Source organism: Luteimonas aquatica (genome assembly GCF_022662575.1).
GTDB lineage: Bacteria > Pseudomonadota > Gammaproteobacteria > Xanthomonadales > Xanthomonadaceae > Luteimonas > Luteimonas aquatica.
Genome location: NZ_JALBFU010000001.1, coordinates 89,683 through 107,319 on the forward strand (window position 1 = coordinate 89,683; position 17,637 = coordinate 107,319).

Here is a 17,637-nt window from a genome sequence, read left to right on the forward strand (position 1 = left end):
ATGTCCGCGGCGGCGCTGCGCGCGTGGATCGCCGCGATCGCGCTGAGCGCGGCGCTGGCGATCGCCGGCGCCTACGCGCCGGGGGCGCACTGGCTGCACCTGCTGTGCAAGCCGCTGACCACGCTATTGATCGTGGCGCTGGCGCTGCGCCTGCCCGCGTCCGAAACGGGCTATCGGCGCGCGATCGTCGCCGGGCTGCTGCTGTCCACGCTCGGCGACGTGTTCCTGATGCTGGCCCCGCGCTGGTTCGTGCACGGGCTGGCTAGTTTTCTTCTCGCGCATCTGGCCTACCTGTTCGCCTTCACGCGGTGCGCGCGCCTGGCCGCCGTGCCGTGGCCGTTCGCCGCCTACGCGTTGGTCGCCGGCGGCGTGCTGGCGATGCTCTGGCCCTCGCTGCCGGTGGCGCTGCGCGTGCCGGTGGTCGTGTACGTGGCGGTGCTGGCGGCGATGGCGGCGCAGGCGGCCGTCGTCTGGCGCGTGCGCGCCGAGGCCACCGCGGCATGGGGCGCGGCGGGTGGCGGCGTATTCGTGTTGTCCGATGCGGTGCTGGCCACCGATCGCTTCGCGATGCCGTTCGCCGCCGCCAGCCTGGTGGTGCTGGCGGCCTACTGGCTGGCGCAGACGATGATCGCGTTGTCCGTGGGCAAGGGGCCGGCGACGAACCCTTGATTTTCTTGGGACGGTTGCCGTCGAATCACTCGCGCAGAACAACCATAGTCACCGTCACCGCGATGGATGGCGAGGACTATGCCTGCCAGACGCGCCAGGGGGACGATGAGTTCACCGTGCCGGCCAAGGCCAAGCTGAAGGTGTCGATGGGCTTCGACTGCGCGGACAGCCCATCCCGCGGCGAAGTGAGCCGCCCAGGCCGGACAGCGCGCTCAGCCGACGCGCGTCGCCAGGCGCTGCCCGAGCCTGACCGGCGATTCCGCGGCCAGCGAGGAGGCCAGTTCGGCCGTGCCGGCGGGCAGCAGCACGATCACCGTGCTGCCGTAGTTGAAGCGCGCCATTTCCTCGAAGCGGTCGAGGACGATGCTCTGCCGGCGGTAATCCTTGCGCGTCACGGCATCGGCGTAGCGGGGAATCTCCACGCCGCTCCACACCGTTTCCACGCCGGAGACGAGCAGGGCGCCGACCATCACCACCGCCATCGGGCCGAAGTCGGTCTCGAAATGGCAGACCAGGCGCTCGTTGCGCGCGAACAGGCGCGGCACGTTGCGTACCGCGTCGGTGCCGACGCTGAACAGGCGGCCGGGAACATGCACGGTCTCCAGCAGCCGGCCGCGCCAGGGCATGTGCACGCGATGGTAGTCGCGCGGCGACAGGTACACGGTGGCGAACAGGCCGTTGGCGAAGGGCGCGGCGCCGGTGGCATCGCCGAGCAGCTCCGTCGCGGTGAAGGACTGCCCCTTGGCCTGGAAGATGCGATCGCCCTCGATCGCGCCGCACTGGCTGATGTGGCCGTCGGCTGGCATCAGCAGTGCGCGCGGATCGGCGTCGGGCACGCGCGCACCGGTCTTCAGGGCACGGGTGAAGAAGGCATTGAAGCTCGGATAGGCGCGCGGATCGGGTTCGGCCGCCTCGGACAGGTCGACGCCGAAGCGGCGCGTCACCGTGTCGATCAGCCATTGCTTGAGCCCGGGGCTGCGCGAATACGCCAGGCGGCGGGCCAGCGAGGACAGCAGGCGGTGGGGCAGGACGTAGGTGAGCGTGGTGACCAGGCTCATCGAGCCGGTGCCTTGCTCAGCGCGAGCAGGTCGGCGGCGATGGCCTTGGGCTGCAGCGGCGGCTGGATCACGCCGGCCATGCGGCCCTGCGGGTCGAGCAGGGCGATGGTGGCCGAATGGTCGATGGTGTACTGGTCGGCCGGCGCGCCGGCGGGCGCCGGCACCTTGGCGAACACCAGCGACAGCGAGCGGGCGAAGTTTTCCAGCGCCGGAATGTCGGCGGTGGCCGCCAGCGTGTCGCGGTGGAAGGCGTGGGCGTACTCGCCGATGCGGTCCGGCGTGTCGCGCTCGGGATCGGCGGAGACGAACAGCACCCGCGGACGGGTGGATTCGGGCAGCGCTTCCCACTGCTTCTGCGCCTGCGCCAGCTCGGTCAGCGTGGTCGGGCAGACGTCCGGGCAGAAGGTGAAGCCGAGGAATACCAGGGTCCAGTGCCCCTTCAGCTCGCCCGGCACCAGCTGCGTGCCGTCGGATTGCTGCAGGGCATAGGCCGGCAGCACGCGCGGCTGCGGGAACAGCTTGACCGTCTGCAACTGCGGGCCGGCGGGCGCGCGGGCGCCGAAGAACTTCTGTGATACCAACAGCCCCAGGCCGGCGGCGAGGGCGACGATCAGGACTAGGGCGATGGGGCGATTGAACATGGGCGCGGGAGGCGGGCGTGCGGAGCGGCTGCTCGGAGGCGGCCATGATACGCGCATGGGTCCGCAGGCCCGCGCCGCCGCGGATTTTGGCCTTCCCTTATACTTCCCGGCCCGGCGCAGACGCCGAAACCGCCGCGCGCGGCCATGACCGACGAACTGAAGACGATCATCGATCTGATCCGCTACGGCGCCAGCCGCTTCAACGCGGCCGGGCTCACCTTCGGCCACAGCTACGACAACGCCCTGGACGAGGCCACCCAGCTGGTGCTGCACGCCCTGCACCTGCCGCACGACCTGTCGCCGGTCTATGGCGCCTCGCGCGTGACCGCGGCCGAGAAGGCGGAGGTGCTGGCGCTGTTCACGCGCCGCATCGAGGAGCGCGTCCCGGCCTCGTACCTGACCGGCGAGACCTGGTTCGCGGGCCTGAGCTTCAAGAGCGACAAGCGCGCGCTGGTGCCGCGCTCGCCGATCGCCGAACTGATCGAAAGTGGTTTTGAGCCCTGGCTCGGCGGCCGCGAGGTGCGGCGCGCCCTGGACCTGTGCACCGGCTCGGGCTGCATCGCCATCGCCATGGGCCACTACAACCCCGAATGGCAGGTGGACGGCGTCGACCTCAGCGACGAGGCGCTGGCGCTGGCGGCCGAGAACAAGGCGCGCCTGCACGCCGACAACGTGCGCCTGCGCAAGTCCGACCTGTTCGCCGGGCTGTCCGGCGAGCACTACGAGCTGATCGTCACCAATCCGCCCTACGTCAGCAACGCCGAGACCGACGCGCTGCCGAAGGAATATTCCTACGAGCCCGAGATGGGGCTGCGCGCCGGCGACGACGGCCTGGACCTGGTGCTGAAGATCCTGCGCGACGCGCCGCTGCACCTGAGCGAGGACGGGCTGCTGATCTGCGAGGTCGGCGAGTCCGAGCGCGCGCTGGTCAAGCTGCTGCCGGACGTCGAGTTCGCCTGGATCGAGTTCAAGGTCGGGCAGATGGGCATCTTCGCGGTGGAGTGCGCCGAGCTGATCGTGCACCACCCGCGCATCCGCGAGCTGGCGAACGCGCGGCCATGAAACTGCGCGCATGAATACTTCCCCATGAACAGTTTCGGCCACCTGCTGCGCGTGACCACCTTCGGCGAATCGCACGGGCCGGCGATCGGTTGCGTGCTGGACGGCTGCCCGCCCGGGATCGCCATCGCCGCCGAGGACTTCGCCCACGACCTGGCGCGGCGCGCCACCGGGCGCACGCGGCACACCTCGGCGCGGCGCGAGGCCGACGAGATCGAGATCCTCAGCGGCGTCTACCAGGGCCGCACCACCGGCACGCCGATCGCGCTGCTGATCCGCAACACCGACGCGCGCAGCAAGGACTACGACCGCATCGTCGAGCAGTTCCGCCCCGGGCACGCCGACTACACCTACTGGCAGAAGTACGGCACCCGCGATCCGCGCGGCGGCGGCCGCTCCTCGGCGCGCGAGACCACGATGCGGGTGGCCGCGGCGGTGATCGCCAAGAAATGGCTGGCCGAGCGCTTCGGCGTGCGCGTGCGCGGCCATCTGGCGCAGATCGGCGAGGTCGTGCCGCGCGCGCACGACTGGGCCGCGGTCGAGGACAACGCCTTCTTCTGGCCCTGCGCCGAGCAGGTGGCGGAGCTGGAAACGTACATGGACGCGCTGCGCAAGTCCGGCGATTCGGTCGGTGCGCGCGTCACCGTGGTCGCCGACGGCGTGCCGCCGGGCTGGGGCGAGCCGATCTACGGCAAGCTCGACGGCGAACTGGCCGCGGCGATGATGTCGATCAACGCGGTCAAGGGCGTGGAGATCGGCGACGGCTTCGCCAGCGTGGCGCAGAAGGGCAGCGAGCACCGCGACGAGGCCACCCTCGCGGGCTTCCTCTCCAACCATGCCGGCGGCATCCTCGGCGGCATCAGCAGCGGCCAGCAGGTGTCGGTCTCGGTGGCGTTCAAGCCGACCTCGAGCCTGCGCCTGCCGGCGCGCGGGCTGGACGTGCACGGCGAGGAGGTCGAGGTGGTCACCACCGGCCGCCACGATCCCTGCGTGGGCATCCGCGCCACGCCGATCTGCGAGGCGATGCTGGCGCTGGTGCTGATGGACCAGGCGCTGCGGCACCGCGCGCAGTGCGCGGACGTGGAGGCGGGCTTCCGCATTCCCGACGGCCGCATTCCCGGCGATGGCCGCTGAGCGGCCGCGCGTCTGGGTCTCGCAGCCGCTGTTCGACGACATCGTCGGGCGGCTGGACGAATATTTCGAGGTCGAGGCCAACCGCGAGGTGGCCGACCACGCCCCGGCGCGGATCGCCGCGGCGCTGCACGAGGCCGACGGCGCCCTGATCACCCTCAACGAGCCGGTCGGCGCGGACGAGGTGGCGCAGGCATCGCGCCTGCGCGTGCTGGCCAACGTTGCGGTCGGCTACAACAACCTCGATGTGCCGGCGCTGTCGAAGGCGGGCATCCTGGTCACCAACACCCCGGACGTGCTCACCGAGACCACCGCCGACCTCGGCTTCGCGCTGATGATGGCCGCCGCGCGCCGCATCACCGAGGCCGAGCGCTGGCTGCGCGAGGGCCAGTGGCGGGGCTGGTCGTTCCGCAGCCTGCTGGGCGCCGACATCCACGGCAGCACGCTGGGCATCCTCGGCATGGGCCGGATCGGGCAGGGCATCGCCCGGCGCGCGGGCGGCTTCGGCATGCGCGTGCTCTACCACAACCGCAGCCGCCTGCCGGAGGCGGTGGAACGCGAATGTGGCGCCGAGTACGTGGCCTTCGACGCGCTGCTGGCGCGCGCCGACCATCTGGTGCTGGTGCTGCCGTACTCGGCGCAAAGCCGCCACATCGTCGACGCGGCGGCGCTGGCGAAGATGAAGCCGAGCGCCACGCTGACCAACATCGCCCGCGGCGGCCTGATCGACGAGGACGCGCTGGCCGACGCCCTGGCCGGCGGGCGCCTGGCCGCCGCCGGCCTCGACGTGTTCGAGGGCGAGCCGGCGGTCAATCCGCGGCTGCTGGCGCTGCGCAACGTCGTGCTGACCCCGCACATCGGCAGCGGCAGCCTGGCCACGCGCCGGGCGATGGTGTCGCTGGCCGTGGACAACCTGATCGCGGCGCTGGGCCGTGGACCGCATGCCGGGCGCCCGCCCACGCCGGTGAACGCGGACGCGCTGGCGCGCTGAAGGCGCGCCGCGGGCGATACGGCCTCGGGTGGAGCGCTTTTGCGCTCATGCGAAAAATTCCTAAGCGGCGGGCCGCGCGGCGCGGACGCGTGCCGTATGCTTGCCGCACGCCGGCGGTTTTTCCGCTCCCGCGCCGCGGGACGCGTCGGGCCGGCGCCCCCCCACTCATTCCCCGATCCCCACATGAGCAACGAAAGTCGTCGCTACACAGTCGCGGTCGTCGGCGCCACCGGCGCCGTCGGCGAAACCATGCTGAACATCCTGGCCGAGCGCAAGTTCCCGGTCGGCAAACTCGTCGCCCTGGCCAGCGAGCGCTCGGCCGGCGAGACAGTGAAATTCGGCAACGGCGACGTGGTGGTGCAGGACCTGGCGACCTTCGATCCGGCCGGCGTGGAGATCGCGCTGTTCTCCGCGGGCGGCTCCATTTCCAAGGAGTACGCGCCCAGGTTCGCGGCCGCCGGCGCGGTGGTGATCGACAACAGTTCGGCCTTCCGCTACGACGACGACGTGCCGCTGGTGGTGAGCGAGGTCAACCCGGACGCGGCGCGGCAGCGTCCGCGCGGCATCATCGCCAATCCGAACTGCTCGACCATGCAGATGCTGGTGGCGCTGGCGCCCATCCACCGCGAGGCCGGCATCGAGCGCATCAACGTGGCGACCTACCAGTCTGTGTCCGGCGCCGGGCGCTCCGCGCTGGAGGAGCTCGGCCGCCAGACCGGCGCACTGCTCAACTTCCAGGACGCCGACCCGCAGCGCTTCCCGGTGCAGATCGCCTTCAACCTGATCCCGCACATCGACGAGTTCCTGGACAACGGCTTCACCAAGGAGGAGATGAAGCTGGTCTGGGAAACGCGCAAGATCCTCGCCGACGACAGCATCCAGGTGAACCCGACCGCGGTGCGCGTGCCGGTGTTCTACGGCCATTCCGAGGCCGTGCACATCGAGACCCGGCGCAAGATCACCCCGGAACGGGCCCGCGAGCTGCTGCAGGCCGCGCCGGGCGTGGAGGTGGTGGACGATCGCAAGCCCGGCGGCTACCCGACGCCGGTGACGCATGCCTCGGGCAACGACGCGGTCTACGTCGGCCGCATCCGCGAGGACCTCTCGCACCCGCGCGGGCTGGACCTGTGGGTGGTCTCGGACAACATCCGCAAGGGCGCCGCGCTGAACGCGGTGCAGGTCGCCGAGCTGGTGGCGGCCGAGCAGGCCTGAGGCGGCCGCGCGCGCCCGGCGCCCGTTCCGGCGTCCGGCGCGCCTGCCGCGACGGGGATTCGTTGCGGATGTCACCGGGGCGCGGCTAAAGTCGCGCCATGAGTGAGACATCGGGGTTGAAACGCGCGTGACCGGAATACCGTTCAGGGCAGGGATGCTGAAGGCAGGGGTGCTGGCGCTGGCCGTGACCCTGGCCGCCGCGATGTCGCCGGCGGCGTGGGCGGTGGACGTCGACCAGATCGAGATCAAGTCGCGGATCGGCGAGCCGCTGCTGGCCGAGATTCCGGTCGTCTCCGACGATCCGGCCGAACTGCAGAAGGTGCAGGCGCAGCTGGCCTCGGCGGTGACCTTCGCCCGCGTCGGCCTGCAGCGTCCGCACGGCGTGGTGGCCGAACTGCGCTTCGCGGTGGTGCGGGACAAGCGCGGCAAGTCGGTGATCCGCATCACCACCGCGTCGCCGGTGCAGGAAGACTTCTTCACCTTCCTGATCGAGGTGAACTGGGGCAGCGGCCGCATGGTGCGCGAGTACTCGGTGTCGCTGGGCACGCCCAACACGCTGACGGCCTCGCAGCCGCCGCTGATCCAGGCGCCGGTGGCCGGGCCGTCGAACGCCATCGCCCGCGAGCCCGAATCCTTGCCGGACCTGCCGCAGCCGATCCCGCTGGCGGGACAGGCGCAGCAGGCGCCGGCCTCGCTGCCTGCGCCCGTTCCGCCGGCGCAGATGCCGCCGGCCCCGATCCCGCTGCAGGGCAACCCGCCGCCGCCGGCCAAGCCGCGCGAGCGCCCCGTGGCCGGCAACGACATTCCGGCGCCGGCCAAGCCCAAGCCGGCGCCCAGGCCCGACCCCAAGCCCAAGCCCGCCGCCCCGCCCGAGGCCAAGCCGGCGCCGAAGGCGGAGGTCGCGGCGCAGAAGAAGCCGGTGCCCGCGGCGCCCGCACCCGCGCCGCAACCGGCGGCCGCTGGCGCCAAGGCCGAACGCTACGGGCCGGTGAAGGGCGGCGACAACCTGAGCAAGATCGCCGCCAACCTGGGGCCGGAAGGCTATACCCGCGACCAGGTGATGCTGGCGCTGCTGCGCACCAATCCCGGCGCCTTCATCGGCGGCAACATCAACCTGATCCGCAAGGGCGCGACCCTGCACGCGCCCAGCGAGGCCGAGGTGTCGCGTTTCAGCGCCGCGCAGGCCGCGATCATGGTGCGCGATCAGATCAACCAGTGGCGGGGCGGGCATCCGACCACGCCGCAGCCGGCCGCGCTGGCCGGGGAGCCGCCGCGTCCGCCGGCGCTGCCGCCGCCGGCGCCCGTGAAACCGGGGGTGATGGCGGCCGCGCCGGGAAGCAAGCCGCCGCCGCGCGCGGCCAGCGCGCGCCTGGAAATCGTGCCGGCGGCCTCGGCTGCCGAGCGCGGCGCGAGCGCCGGTACGCGCTCGGGCATCGCCGCGGGCGGTGGCGGCGGCGAACTGCGCCAGGAACTGCAGCAGACCCAGGAAACGCTGGCCTCGCGCGAGGCCGAGATCCGCGAACTGCGCGATCGCCTGTCCGGGCTGGAGAAGATCCAGCAGGACCAGCAGAAGCTGATCGAGCTGCAGGGCACCGAACTGGCCGCCGCGCAGCGCAATACCGGCGCGGCGCAAAAGCGCGAGGCCGAGCAGGCGTCGGCGTCCGCGAAGGCGGCGCCCGCCGCCGACCGCGCGCCGGTCTGGCCCTGGCTGGTGGGCGCGCTGGTGCTGCTCCTGCTGCTGGTCTGGCTGGTTTCGCGGCTGCGCGGCCCCGCCGCGCCGGCGCGCCGCGCCTTCGATCCCGAGACCCTGGCCGCCGCCGTGCCGTCGCCGGCCGTCGAGGAAGAGGAGCCCGCGCCCGCCACGTCCGCGCCGACCTGGCACGGCCGCGCCGCGGGACCGCTGGCAACGGGCGCCTCGCCCGCATCCGACGGCCTCAAGCGCATCCGCCTGGCGCAGGCCTATCTCGACCTCGGCGATTTCGAGACCGGGCGCCGCCTGTTGCAGGAAGTCGCCGACAGCGGCGAGGACAACGCCGGCGAGGCGGCCGCGCGCCTGTTGCGCGCGCTCGAGGACTGAGCGTGCCGGCGGTCACGGCCGCCGCGAAATCCGCGCCAGTTTCCATGAAACCGTTGCGGATCAATGGCGTGCGCGGCTAGAGTGCCGCGCATGACCCGGGGAAACATGATCACCGCGGCAATGCGTCGAGCATTGGTCGCCGCGCTGGTGGCGACGTTCGCGTTGCTGGCCGGCCCCGCGTTCGCGCTGGGCCTGGGACAGATCCAGGTGAAGTCGCAGGCCGGGCAGCCGCTGCTGGCCGAGATCCCGATCGTCTCCAGCGACCCGGCCGAGCTGGAGAACCTGCAGGCGCGGCTGGCCTCGCCGGAAACCTTCGCGCGCATCGGGCTGGCGCCGCCGCAGGGCGCGGTCGCCGACCTGCAGTTCGTCGTGGCCCTCGATCCGCAGGGGCGGCCGGTGATCCGCGTCACCACCAGCGCGCCGGTGCAGCAGCCGCTGCTGACCTTCCTGGTCGAGGTGGACTGGGGGCAGGGCAGGCTGGTGCGCGAATACTCCGCGCTGCTCGACGCGCCGCGCACGGTCTCCTCGCCGCTGCAGCCGGCGATCCAGGCGCCGACCACGGCGAGCTCGAACGCCATCGAGCGCGGCAGCGACGCCGCGCCGGCGGAAACGGCGGTGTCCGAACCGGCGCCGGCCCCGGCCCAGCCGGCGAAGACGGAACCGGCCAGGCCGGAGGCGGCCTTCCCGCCGACCCCGGTCGCGGCCGCGCCACTGGAGAAACCCGGCAACGATGCTTCGGTGGCGCCGGCGAAAGCGACCGGCGCCGCGGCGGCCGCGAAGCCTCCGGCCGCCAGCAAGACGACGAACGAATACGGACCGGTCAAGGCGGGCGATACCCTGTCGGGCATCGCGCGCGGGCTGGCCCTGCAGGACGCGACGCTCGACCAGACCATGCTGGCCCTGTTGCGCGCCAATCCGGACGCCTTCATCGGCGGCAACATCAACCTGTTGCGCACCGGCGCCAGCCTGCGCATTCCGCAGGCCGAGGACCTGTCGCAGCACAACGCCGCCGAGGCGCGCGCGCTGGTGCGCGAGCAGATCGGCAAGTGGCGCGATGGGCTGCGCAAGCCGGTGCTGCAGCCGTCGGCCGTCGCCGGCGCGGAGACCGGCACGGACGACAAGTCCGCCGCCGCCGCGCCGCAGGCGGCGGTCAACAAACCCGTGGCGGCCGAACGCAAGCCGGTCGACAAGGCCGCCGCGCCGCGCACGGCCGACGCGCGGCTGGAGATCGTGCCGCCGTCGGCCAATGGCGGCCAGCGCGCCGGCACACAATCCGGGCTCGATGCGAAGGGCGGGGGCGACATGCTGCGACAAGAAGACGTGCAACAGACGCGGGAAACCCTGGCCGCGCGCGATGCCGAGGTGCAGGAACTGAAGGCGCGCGTGGCCGATCTGGAGAAGCTGCAGCAGGACCAGCAGAAGCTCATCGCGATGAAGGACGGCGAACTGGCCGCCGCGCAGCGCAAGCTCGCCGCCCAGCAGCAGCCCGCCACGCCCGCGCCGTCGCCGTCGACCTCGCAGGGCAGCTCGGTGGCGCTCTGGCCGTGGCTGACCGTGGCCGTCGTGGTGGCGCTGCTGGCCTGGCTGTTCCTGCGCCGCAAGGCCGCGCCTGCGCCTGCGCGCCGCGCCGTCTTCGACAGCGCGCCGACCCTGTCCGAGCTCACCGCCCGCGATGCCGCGCCCGGCGCCGACCGCGCGCCGCCTCCGCCGGCGGCCACGCGCGCGCCCACCTGGCATGCCGGCGATCTGGCCGCGGCCTCGACCGCGTCGGCCGCCGCCGCCCCGTCTGCCGTCGCTTCGACGGCGGCGACCGAACCCGCGACGCCGATCGACGACGAGCGCCTGGAACTGGCGCGCGCCTATCTCGACCTGGGCGATGTCGACACCGCGCGCAGCCTGCTGCAGGAAGTGGCGGCGGGCGGCGACGCGACCGCACGCGGCGAGGCCGCGCGCCTGCTGCGCGACCTGTAATCGCCGGCGGCGCGGAGTCAGCCATGCGCCATGCGCTGGGCATCGAATACGACGGCGCGCAATTCCTCGGCTGGCAGCGCCTGAGCCAGCCCGGCGCCGACGACGACGGCGCGATCCAGACCCGCATCGAACAGGCGCTGTCCTTCGTCGCCGACGCGCGCATCGACACCGTCTGCGCCGGCCGCACCGACGCCGGCGTGCACGCGCAATGCCAGGTGGTGCATTTCGACAGCGATGCGCCGCGCGACCCGCGCGCCTGGGTGCTGGGCACCACGACGCGGCTGCCGGAGGCGATCAGCGTGCGCTGGTGCCTGCCGGTGGCCGCGGAGTTCCATGCGCGCTTCGCCGCGCGCGCGCGGCGCTATCGCTACCGCATCCTCAACCGCCCCGTGCGGCCGGCCCTGCAGCGCCATTACCTGACCTGGGAACGCCGCCCGCTGGACGCCGAGGCCATGCACCGCGCCGCCCAGGCCCTGCTCGGCGAGCACGACTTCTCCGCCTTCCGCACCGTGCACTGCCAGGCGCCGCATCCGCGGCGCGACCTGCAGGCGATTTCGGTGCGCCGGGACGGCGATCTCGTGGAGATCGACGTGCAGGCCAACGCCTTCCTGCACCACATGGTGCGCAACATCGTCGGCAGCCTGCTTCCGGTCGGGCGCGGCGAGCGCCCGGAGGCCTGGATCGCCGAACTGCTGGCCGGGCGCGACCGCACGCTGGCGGGGCCGACTGCGCCGTCGACCGGGCTGGTTTTCCTCGGTCCGCTGTATCCGGCCTCGTGGGGATTGCCGACGGAAGTCAGCCTGACGGCGTAACTGGTTGCCGTCGTTGGGGTTTCGTGGCGGCGGCGCAAAGCGGGTACGCTCCTGGCATCCGGGAGATCGACAGCACGATGGCACGCCCCCAATTCCGCACCCGCATCAAGTTCTGCGGCTTCACCCGCGCGGGCGACGTGCGGCTGGCCTGCGAACTGGGCGTGGACGCGGTCGGCTTCATCTTCGCCGCGAACAGCAAGCGCCGCATCGCCGCCGAGGAAGCGCGCGCGCTGCGCCAGGCGCTGACGCCGATGGTGAGCTCGGTGGCGCTGTTCAACGACAACCCCGCCGAGGAGGTGCGCGAGGTGGTGCGGCAGGTCCGCCCGCATCTGCTGCAGTTCCACGGCGGCGAGAACGAAGTCTTCTGCCGTAGCTTCGGCGTGCCCTACATGAAGGCGGTGGCGATGGGCGATGCCGGCATCGAGGCGTCGCTGCCGGCCCTGCTCGGGCGCTATCCCTCCGCGGCCGGCTTCCTGTTCGACAGCCACGCCAGCGGCGGAGGCGGGGGCAGCGGCAAGACCTTCGACTGGAGCCGCATTCCGGCCGGCCTGCAGAAGCCCTTCCTGCTCGCCGGGGGCATCACGCCGGAGAACGTCTTCGATGCCGTCTGCGCGGTGCGTCCCTGGGGCCTGGACCTGGCCAGCGGCATCGAGAGCGAGCCCGGCATCAAGGACGGCGACAAGATGCGGCGCTTCGTCGAAGAGGTCCGAAGGGCGGATTGCACGGAATGACCCCGGCGCGTGCCGGGCATTCCGGCGCGAGACGAAGCGCCGTGGATTGGGTAAGCTAGGCGCACGCCATGAACTTCTCGAATCGCCCGCCGTCGCCCTTCGGTCGCTCCCTGCGACGCTGGCGCCGCGTGCCCGCGGCCGCCGTTCGATAAGCGCGCCGCCTGGACGAGTCGCGGCCGCCCCGGCCCGATCGATACGTCAGCTTCTCGCCCGCATGGCCCGATCGCGGCCGCGGCGCCCGGTCCTGGAGAACACCATGTCGCACCTCCCGAAGCCTGAAGCCGCGTCCGGCGCGGCGATCGATTACCACCGCTACCCCGACGCCGACGGCCATTTCGGCCGCTACGGCGGCCGCTTCGTCGCCGAAACCCTGATCGGCCCGCTGGAGGAGCTGGCCGCCGCCTACGACGCCGCGCGCGTGGATCCGGCCTTCGTGCAGGCCTTCGAGCGCGACCTCGCCCATTACGTCGGCCGGCCGAGCCCGATCTACGAGGCCGCGCGCCTGGCCGAGCACGTCGGCGGCGCGCGCATCCTGCTCAAGCGCGAGGACCTCAACCACACCGGCGCGCACAAGATCAACAACACCATCGGCCAGGCGCTGCTGGCCAGCCGCATGGGCAAGACCCGCATCATCGCCGAGACCGGCGCCGGCCAGCACGGCGTGGCCAGCGCCACGGTCGCCGCGCGCCTGGGGCTGGAGTGCGTGGTGTACATGGGCGCCACCGACATCGAGCGGCAGAAGATCAACGTCTACCGGATGCGCCTGCTCGGCGCCACCGTGGTGCCGGTGCGCAGCGGGTCGGCGACGCTGAAGGACGCGCTCAACGAGGCGATGCGCGACTGGGTCACCAACGTGCGCGACACCTTCTACATCATCGGCACCGTGGCCGGGCCGGATCCCTATCCGCGCATGGTGCGCGATTTCAACGCCGTGGTCGGGTGCGAGGCGCGCGAGCAGATGCTGGCCGAATACGGCCGCCTGCCGGACGCGATCACCGCCTGCGTCGGCGGCGGCAGCAACGCCATCGGCCTGTTCCACGCCTTCCTCAACGACCGCGAGGTGCGCATCGTCGGCGCCGAGGCGGCGGGCGAGGGCATCGCCAGCGGCCGGCACGCCGCTTCCATCGCCGCCGGGCGCCCGGGCGTGCTGCACGGCAACCGCACCTACGTGATCTGCGACGACGACGGGCAGATCATCGAGACGCATTCGGTCTCCGCCGGGCTGGACTACCCGGGCGTAGGGCCCGAGCACGCCTTCCTCGCCGACAGCGGCCGCGCCGAGTACGTCGGCGTCAGCGACGACGAGGCGCTGGCGGCCTTCCACCTGCTCGCCAGGACCGAGGGCATCCTCGCCGCGCTCGAGTCCAGCCACGCCATCGCCCAGGCGATCAAGCTGGCGCGCGAGCTGCCCAAGGACAGGCTGGTGCTGTGCAACCTCTCCGGGCGCGGCGACAAGGACGTACACACCATCGCCGCGCGCGAGGGCCTGGAACTCTAGCGCCGCGCGCCTGCCGGAGACCGCCATGGCCACCGAAGCGGATTTCATCGACTACGTGCGCGAGCAGGCGGACATGCCCGGCACCCTGACGCACAAGAAGATGTTCGGCGAATACGCCCTGTACGTGGACGGCAAGGTCGTGGCCCTGGCCTGCGACAACAGCCTCTATCTCAAACCCACCGAGGCCGCGCGCCGGCTGCTCGGCGAGGTCGTCGAGGCCAGTCCGTACCCCGGCGCCAAGCCGCACTTCCTGATCGACGAGGCGCTCGACGATTCCGAGCTGCTGCGGCGCCTGCTGACGGCCACCGCCGCCGGGTTGCCCGCGCCGAAGCCCAGGACCCCAAAACGATCCAAGCGATGACCCTTTCCCACGAGACGACCGACCGGCCATGACCCGCATCCAAACCCGTTTCGCCCGGCTCCAGGCGAGCAAGCGCAAGGCCCTGGTGCCTTTCATCACCGCCGGCGATCCCTCGCTGGAGGCTACCGTGCCGGTGATGCATGCCCTGGTCGCGGCCGGCGCGGACGTGATCGAGCTCGGCGTGCCGTTCTCCGACCCCATGGCCGACGGCCCGACCATCCAGCGCAGCTCCGAGCGCGCGCTGGCGCGCGGGGCGGGCATGGCCTTCGTGCTGGAGAGCGTGCGCGCCTTCCGCGAACGCGACGCCGAGACGCCGGTGGTGCTGATGGGCTATCTGAACCCGGTGGAGATCCGCGGCGCCGAGCGTTTCGCCGCCGCCGCCGCGCGGGCCGGCGTCGACGGCGTGCTGCTGGTCGACCTGCCGCCGGAAGAGGCGGGGCCGTTCCGCGAGGCCTTCGCCGCGCACGGCCTGGCGCTGATCCTGCTGGCCTCGCCGACCACCGGGCAGGCGCGCCTGGCCTGGCTGTGCGAGCACGCGCAGGGCTACCTGTACTACGTCAGCTTCGCCGGCGTGACCGGCGCTTCCGAGCGCCTTGACACCGCTGCCGCCGCCGCGCGCCTGCGCACGATCCGCGCCGCCAGCCGCGCGCCCGTGGTGGCCGGCTTCGGCATCAAGGACGCCGCCAGCGCGGCGGCCATGGCCGCGGATGCCGACGGCGTGGTGGTCGGCAGCGCGCTGGTCGCGGCCTTGGCCGAAAGCGCGGACGCCGGCACGGCCGCGGCGCGCGCCCAGGCGTTCCTGGCGCCCTTGCGTACGGCCCTGGATGGTGGCGCCTGAACGGGCGTCCAGGGCGCGTGCGTTAAACTTCCTCCCGAACGCGGCCCGGCCGCTACGAGGTTGACCCGATCGCATGTCGTCCTGGCTGAAGAAATTGATGCCCGCGCGCATCCGCACCGAGGCCGGTGCGACCAAGAAGCGCAGCGTGCCGGAGGGCCTGTGGGAGAAGTGCGAGCGCTGCGGCGCCGTGCTGTACCGGCCCGAACTCGAGGAGAACCTCGAGGTCTGCCCCAAGTGCAACTTCCACATGCCGATCCGCGCGCGGGTGCGCCTGGCGGCCTTCCTCGACGCCGGCAGTACAGAGGAGATCGGTGCGGCGCTCGGCCCGACCGACGTGCTCAAGTTCAAGGACCAGAAGAAGTACGGCGACCGCATCAAGGCCGCGCAGAAGTCCACCGGCGAGCGCGACGCGCTGGTCACGCTGCAGGGCACGCTGAAGCAGCGGCCGCTGGTCGCCAGCGCCTTCGACTTCGCCTACATGGGCGGCTCGATGGGCTCGGTGGTCGGCGAGCGCTTCACGCTCGGCGCCGAGCGCGCGCTGGAGATCGGCGCGCCGTTCGTGTGCTTCTCCGCCAGCGGCGGGGCGCGCATGCAGGAGAGCCTGTTCTCGCTGATGCAGATGGCCAAGACCTCGGCCGCGCTGGCGCGCCTGCGCGAGGCCGGGTTGCCCTACGTTTCGGTGCTGACCCATCCCACCACCGGCGGCGTCTCGGCCTCGTTCGCGATGCTGGGCGACATCAACATCGCCGAGCCGGAGGCGCTGATCGGCTTCGCCGGCCCGCGCGTGATCGAGCAGACCGTGCGCGAGACGCTGCCCGAGGGCTTCCAGCGTTCGGAGTTCCTGCTCGAGCATGGCGCGATCGACCAGATCTGCGACCGGCGCGAGCTGCGCGAGCGCATCGCGCACCTGCTGGCGCTGCTGACCCGGCAGCCCAAGCCCGAGGACGACGTGGTGGTGGAGGGCTGAGGCCCTGCACCGGACGCGCCGGCGTCATCGCGATCGCCGGCGCGCGCGAAGCGGAGTCCGGGATTCACGAACAAGTGCAAGCATTGCGTGTACCTTACCGCCCGCATGTCGCGGAGACGGTTTGCGACGCGGAACGGGCCGAGGGCGGCGGCCGGCTTCCTCCATGCGCGTCCGGCCGACGGGCGCGCAGCGGCAAGCCTCCGGCGCATCTGCCATCCCCGACGTAATCCCGCCCTGCGAAAGAGAGGATCGATGACCCGCAAATATTTCGGCACCGACGGCATCCGCGGCCGTGTCGGCGAAGGCCCCATCTCGGCCGACTTCGTGCTGCGCCTGGGCAATGCCTACGGCCATACCCTGCGCGCGGCGATGAAGGCCGGCGGCGAGTGGCGCCGCCCGCAGGTGATCATCGGCAAGGACACGCGCATCTCCAACTACATGTTCGAGGCCGCGCTGGAGGCGGGCCTGGTGGCCGCCGGCGTCGACGTGCAGCTGATGGGGCCGATGCCCACGCCCGCGGTCGCGCACCTGACGCGCTCGCTGCGCGCCGACGGCGGCATCGTCATTTCCGCCTCGCACAACCCGCACTACGACAACGGCATCAAGTTCTTCTCCGCCGAGGGCGAGAAGCTCGACGACGCCACCGAGCTGGCCATCGAGGCCGCGCTGGAGAAGCCCTTCAGCACCGTGACCTCCGAGCAGCTGGGCAAGGCGATCCGTACCCGCGACGCCGTCGGCCGCTACGTCGAGGCCTGCAAGAGCTCGGTCTCGCGGCATTTCGACCTCGACGGCATGCGCATCGTGGTCGACTGCGCGCACGGCGCCACCTACCAGATCGGGCCGCTGGTGCTGCGCGAGCTGGGCGCGCGCGTCGACGCGATCGGCGTGGATCCCTCGGGCCTGAACATCAACGACGGCGTCGGCTCCACCCATCCCGAGGGCCTGGCCGCGCGCGTGCGCGAGACCGGCGCCGACCTCGGCATCGCCTTCGACGGCGACGGCGACCGCGTGCTGTTCGTCGACGGCGAGGGCGTGCTGCGCGACGGCGACGACCTGCTGTTCCTGCTGGCCACCGACTGGCAGCAGACCGGGCGCCTGCACGGCCCGGTGGTCGGCACCTTGATGAGCAACTACGGCTTCGAGCGCGCGCTCGCCGAGGCCGGCATCGGCTTCCTGCGCGCCAAGGTCGGCGACCGCTACGTGCACCAGGCGCTGCTCGAGCACGAGGGCATCCTCGGCGGCGAGGCTTCCGGGCATCTGCTGTGCCTGGACCGCGCCACCACCGGCGACGGCATCATCAGCGCGCTGCAGGTGCTGGAAGTGCTGCGCCGCCGCGGCATCCGCCTGCAGGACGCCCTGCAGGGGCTGCGCAAGGTGCCGCAGAAGACCATCAACGTGCGCTACGACGGCGACGCCAGGCCGGCCGAGGCGGACAGCGTAAAGGCGGCGCTGCGCCAGGCGCAGCAGGCCGTGGAGGGCAGGGGGCGCGCCTTCCTGCGCCCGTCGGGCACCGAGCCGGTGGTGCGCGTGACCGTGGAGGCGGACGACGCCGACTTGGTGCAGACTACGCTGGAGCGGCTGGCCGAGGCGGTGCGCACGGCGGCCACCGCCGGCTGAGTGT

At 72.2% G+C, this 17,637-nt stretch carries 16 protein-coding genes; 14 read left to right on the forward strand and 2 right to left on the reverse strand.

Annotation, left to right across the window (positions count from 1 at the left end; all coding sequences use genetic code 11):
• Positions 1–669 carry a lysoplasmalogenase gene (locus MD221_RS00405; protein WP_242106917.1) on the forward strand — a complete coding sequence of 223 codons (669 nt, stop codon included), beginning with the start codon at positions 1–3 and terminating at the stop codon, positions 667–669.
• 212 nt (positions 670–881) lie between these two features.
• Here MD221_RS00405 and asd read toward each other — a convergent pair whose 3' ends face one another.
• Both asd and MD221_RS00415 read right to left on the reverse strand, forming a co-directional pair.
• Positions 882–1,727, reverse strand: a complete 846-nt coding sequence (gene asd / locus MD221_RS00410) for an archaetidylserine decarboxylase (RefSeq protein WP_242106919.1) — start codon at positions 1,725–1,727, stop codon at positions 882–884.
• The gene (locus MD221_RS00415; protein ID WP_242106921.1) at positions 1,724–2,368 is read right to left on the reverse strand and encodes an SCO family protein; all 645 of its coding nucleotides are present in this window, start codon (positions 2,366–2,368) and stop codon (positions 1,724–1,726) included. Before MD221_RS00415 ends, asd begins: the two co-directional genes overlap by 4 nt.
• Positions 2,369–2,512: 144 nt before the next feature.
• Here MD221_RS00415 and prmB point away from each other — a divergent pair, with 144 nt between their 5' ends.
• From prmB to glmM, 13 genes are all read left to right on the forward strand, one after another.
• Positions 2,513–3,430, forward strand: a complete 918-nt coding sequence (prmB, locus tag MD221_RS00420) for a 50S ribosomal protein L3 N(5)-glutamine methyltransferase (protein ID WP_242106923.1) — start codon at positions 2,513–2,515, stop codon at positions 3,428–3,430.
• A gap of 24 nt (positions 3,431–3,454) precedes the next feature.
• A complete protein-coding gene (aroC, locus tag MD221_RS00425; protein ID WP_242106925.1) occupies positions 3,455–4,561 on the forward strand; it encodes a chorismate synthase in 1,107 nt (368 codons plus the stop codon).
• Entirely contained in the window at positions 4,551–5,549 is a 999-nt protein-coding gene (locus MD221_RS00430) for a 2-hydroxyacid dehydrogenase (protein WP_242106928.1), read from the forward strand. The genes aroC and MD221_RS00430 overlap by 11 nt, the downstream gene beginning before the upstream one ends.
• Positions 5,550–5,732: 183 nt before the next feature.
• Positions 5,733–6,761, forward strand: coding sequence for an aspartate-semialdehyde dehydrogenase (locus MD221_RS00435; protein WP_242106930.1), 1,029 nt, complete (start codon positions 5,733–5,735; stop codon positions 6,759–6,761).
• Between the two features lie 154 nt (positions 6,762–6,915).
• Positions 6,916–8,838 (forward strand): FimV/HubP family polar landmark protein, encoded by a 1,923-nt coding sequence (locus tag MD221_RS00440; RefSeq protein ID WP_242106931.1) that lies wholly within the window; start codon positions 6,916–6,918, stop codon positions 8,836–8,838.
• A 90-nt stretch (positions 8,839–8,928) separates the two neighbouring features.
• On the forward strand, positions 8,929–10,809 hold the full coding sequence (locus tag MD221_RS00445; protein WP_486624457.1) for a motility hub landmark protein FimV: 1,881 nt from the start codon (positions 8,929–8,931) through the stop codon (positions 10,807–10,809).
• A 23-nt stretch (positions 10,810–10,832) separates the two neighbouring features.
• Complete coding sequence (truA, locus tag MD221_RS00450) at positions 10,833–11,621, forward strand: tRNA pseudouridine(38-40) synthase TruA (RefSeq protein WP_242106933.1); 789 nt, start codon at positions 10,833–10,835, stop codon at positions 11,619–11,621.
• A gap of 77 nt (positions 11,622–11,698) precedes the next feature.
• Positions 11,699–12,352 (forward strand): phosphoribosylanthranilate isomerase, encoded by a 654-nt coding sequence (locus MD221_RS00455; RefSeq protein ID WP_242106934.1) that lies wholly within the window; start codon positions 11,699–11,701, stop codon positions 12,350–12,352.
• A gap of 256 nt (positions 12,353–12,608) precedes the next feature.
• Positions 12,609–13,850, forward strand: a complete 1,242-nt coding sequence (gene trpB / locus MD221_RS00460) for a tryptophan synthase subunit beta (protein ID WP_242106935.1) — start codon at positions 12,609–12,611, stop codon at positions 13,848–13,850.
• Positions 13,851–13,875: 25 nt separating this feature from the next.
• Positions 13,876–14,211, forward strand: a complete 336-nt coding sequence (locus tag MD221_RS00465; protein ID WP_242106936.1) for a TfoX/Sxy family protein — start codon at positions 13,876–13,878, stop codon at positions 14,209–14,211.
• A gap of 28 nt (positions 14,212–14,239) precedes the next feature.
• On the forward strand, positions 14,240–15,049 hold the full coding sequence (trpA, locus tag MD221_RS00470; protein WP_242106937.1) for a tryptophan synthase subunit alpha: 810 nt from the start codon (positions 14,240–14,242) through the stop codon (positions 15,047–15,049).
• Between the two features lie 73 nt (positions 15,050–15,122).
• Complete coding sequence (accD, locus tag MD221_RS00475; protein ID WP_242106938.1) at positions 15,123–16,016, forward strand: acetyl-CoA carboxylase, carboxyltransferase subunit beta; 894 nt, start codon at positions 15,123–15,125, stop codon at positions 16,014–16,016.
• Positions 16,017–16,268: 252 nt separating this feature from the next.
• The gene (glmM, locus tag MD221_RS00480) at positions 16,269–17,633 is read left to right on the forward strand and encodes a phosphoglucosamine mutase (RefSeq protein WP_242106939.1); all 1,365 of its coding nucleotides are present in this window, start codon (positions 16,269–16,271) and stop codon (positions 17,631–17,633) included.
• Positions 17,634–17,637: the final 4 nt, after the last annotated feature.

What these genes read in the sequence shown, in the direction of transcription:
- trpA (WP_242106937.1), top strand. Translation starts at nt 14,240, where the DNA reads ATGACCCGCATCCAAACCCGTTTCGCCCGGCTCCAGGCGAGCAAGCGC.
- accD (WP_242106938.1), top strand. Translation starts at nt 15,123, where the DNA reads ATGTCGTCCTGGCTGAAGAAATTGATGCCCGCGCGCATCCGCACCGAG.
- MD221_RS00415 (WP_242106921.1), bottom strand. Translation starts at nt 2,368, where the DNA reads ATGTTCAATCGCCCCATCGCCCTAGTCCTGATCGTCGCCCTCGCCGCC.
- MD221_RS00405 (WP_242106917.1), top strand. Translation starts at nt 1, where the DNA reads ATGTCCGCGGCGGCGCTGCGCGCGTGGATCGCCGCGATCGCGCTGAGC.
- asd (WP_242106919.1), bottom strand. Translation starts at nt 1,727, where the DNA reads ATGAGCCTGGTCACCACGCTCACCTACGTCCTGCCCCACCGCCTGCTG.
- prmB (WP_242106923.1), top strand. Translation starts at nt 2,513, where the DNA reads ATGACCGACGAACTGAAGACGATCATCGATCTGATCCGCTACGGCGCC.
- glmM (WP_242106939.1), top strand. Translation starts at nt 16,269, where the DNA reads ATGACCCGCAAATATTTCGGCACCGACGGCATCCGCGGCCGTGTCGGC.
- MD221_RS00440 (WP_242106931.1), top strand. Translation starts at nt 6,916, where the DNA reads ATGCTGAAGGCAGGGGTGCTGGCGCTGGCCGTGACCCTGGCCGCCGCG.
- aroC (WP_242106925.1), top strand. Translation starts at nt 3,455, where the DNA reads ATGAACAGTTTCGGCCACCTGCTGCGCGTGACCACCTTCGGCGAATCG.
- truA (WP_242106933.1), top strand. Translation starts at nt 10,833, where the DNA reads ATGCGCCATGCGCTGGGCATCGAATACGACGGCGCGCAATTCCTCGGC.
- MD221_RS00455 (WP_242106934.1), top strand. Translation starts at nt 11,699, where the DNA reads ATGGCACGCCCCCAATTCCGCACCCGCATCAAGTTCTGCGGCTTCACC.
- MD221_RS00430 (WP_242106928.1), top strand. Translation starts at nt 4,551, where the DNA reads ATGGCCGCTGAGCGGCCGCGCGTCTGGGTCTCGCAGCCGCTGTTCGAC.
- MD221_RS00465 (WP_242106936.1), top strand. Translation starts at nt 13,876, where the DNA reads ATGGCCACCGAAGCGGATTTCATCGACTACGTGCGCGAGCAGGCGGAC.
- MD221_RS00445 (WP_486624457.1), top strand. Translation starts at nt 8,929, where the DNA reads ATGACCCGGGGAAACATGATCACCGCGGCAATGCGTCGAGCATTGGTC.
- MD221_RS00435 (WP_242106930.1), top strand. Translation starts at nt 5,733, where the DNA reads ATGAGCAACGAAAGTCGTCGCTACACAGTCGCGGTCGTCGGCGCCACC.
- trpB (WP_242106935.1), top strand. Translation starts at nt 12,609, where the DNA reads ATGTCGCACCTCCCGAAGCCTGAAGCCGCGTCCGGCGCGGCGATCGAT.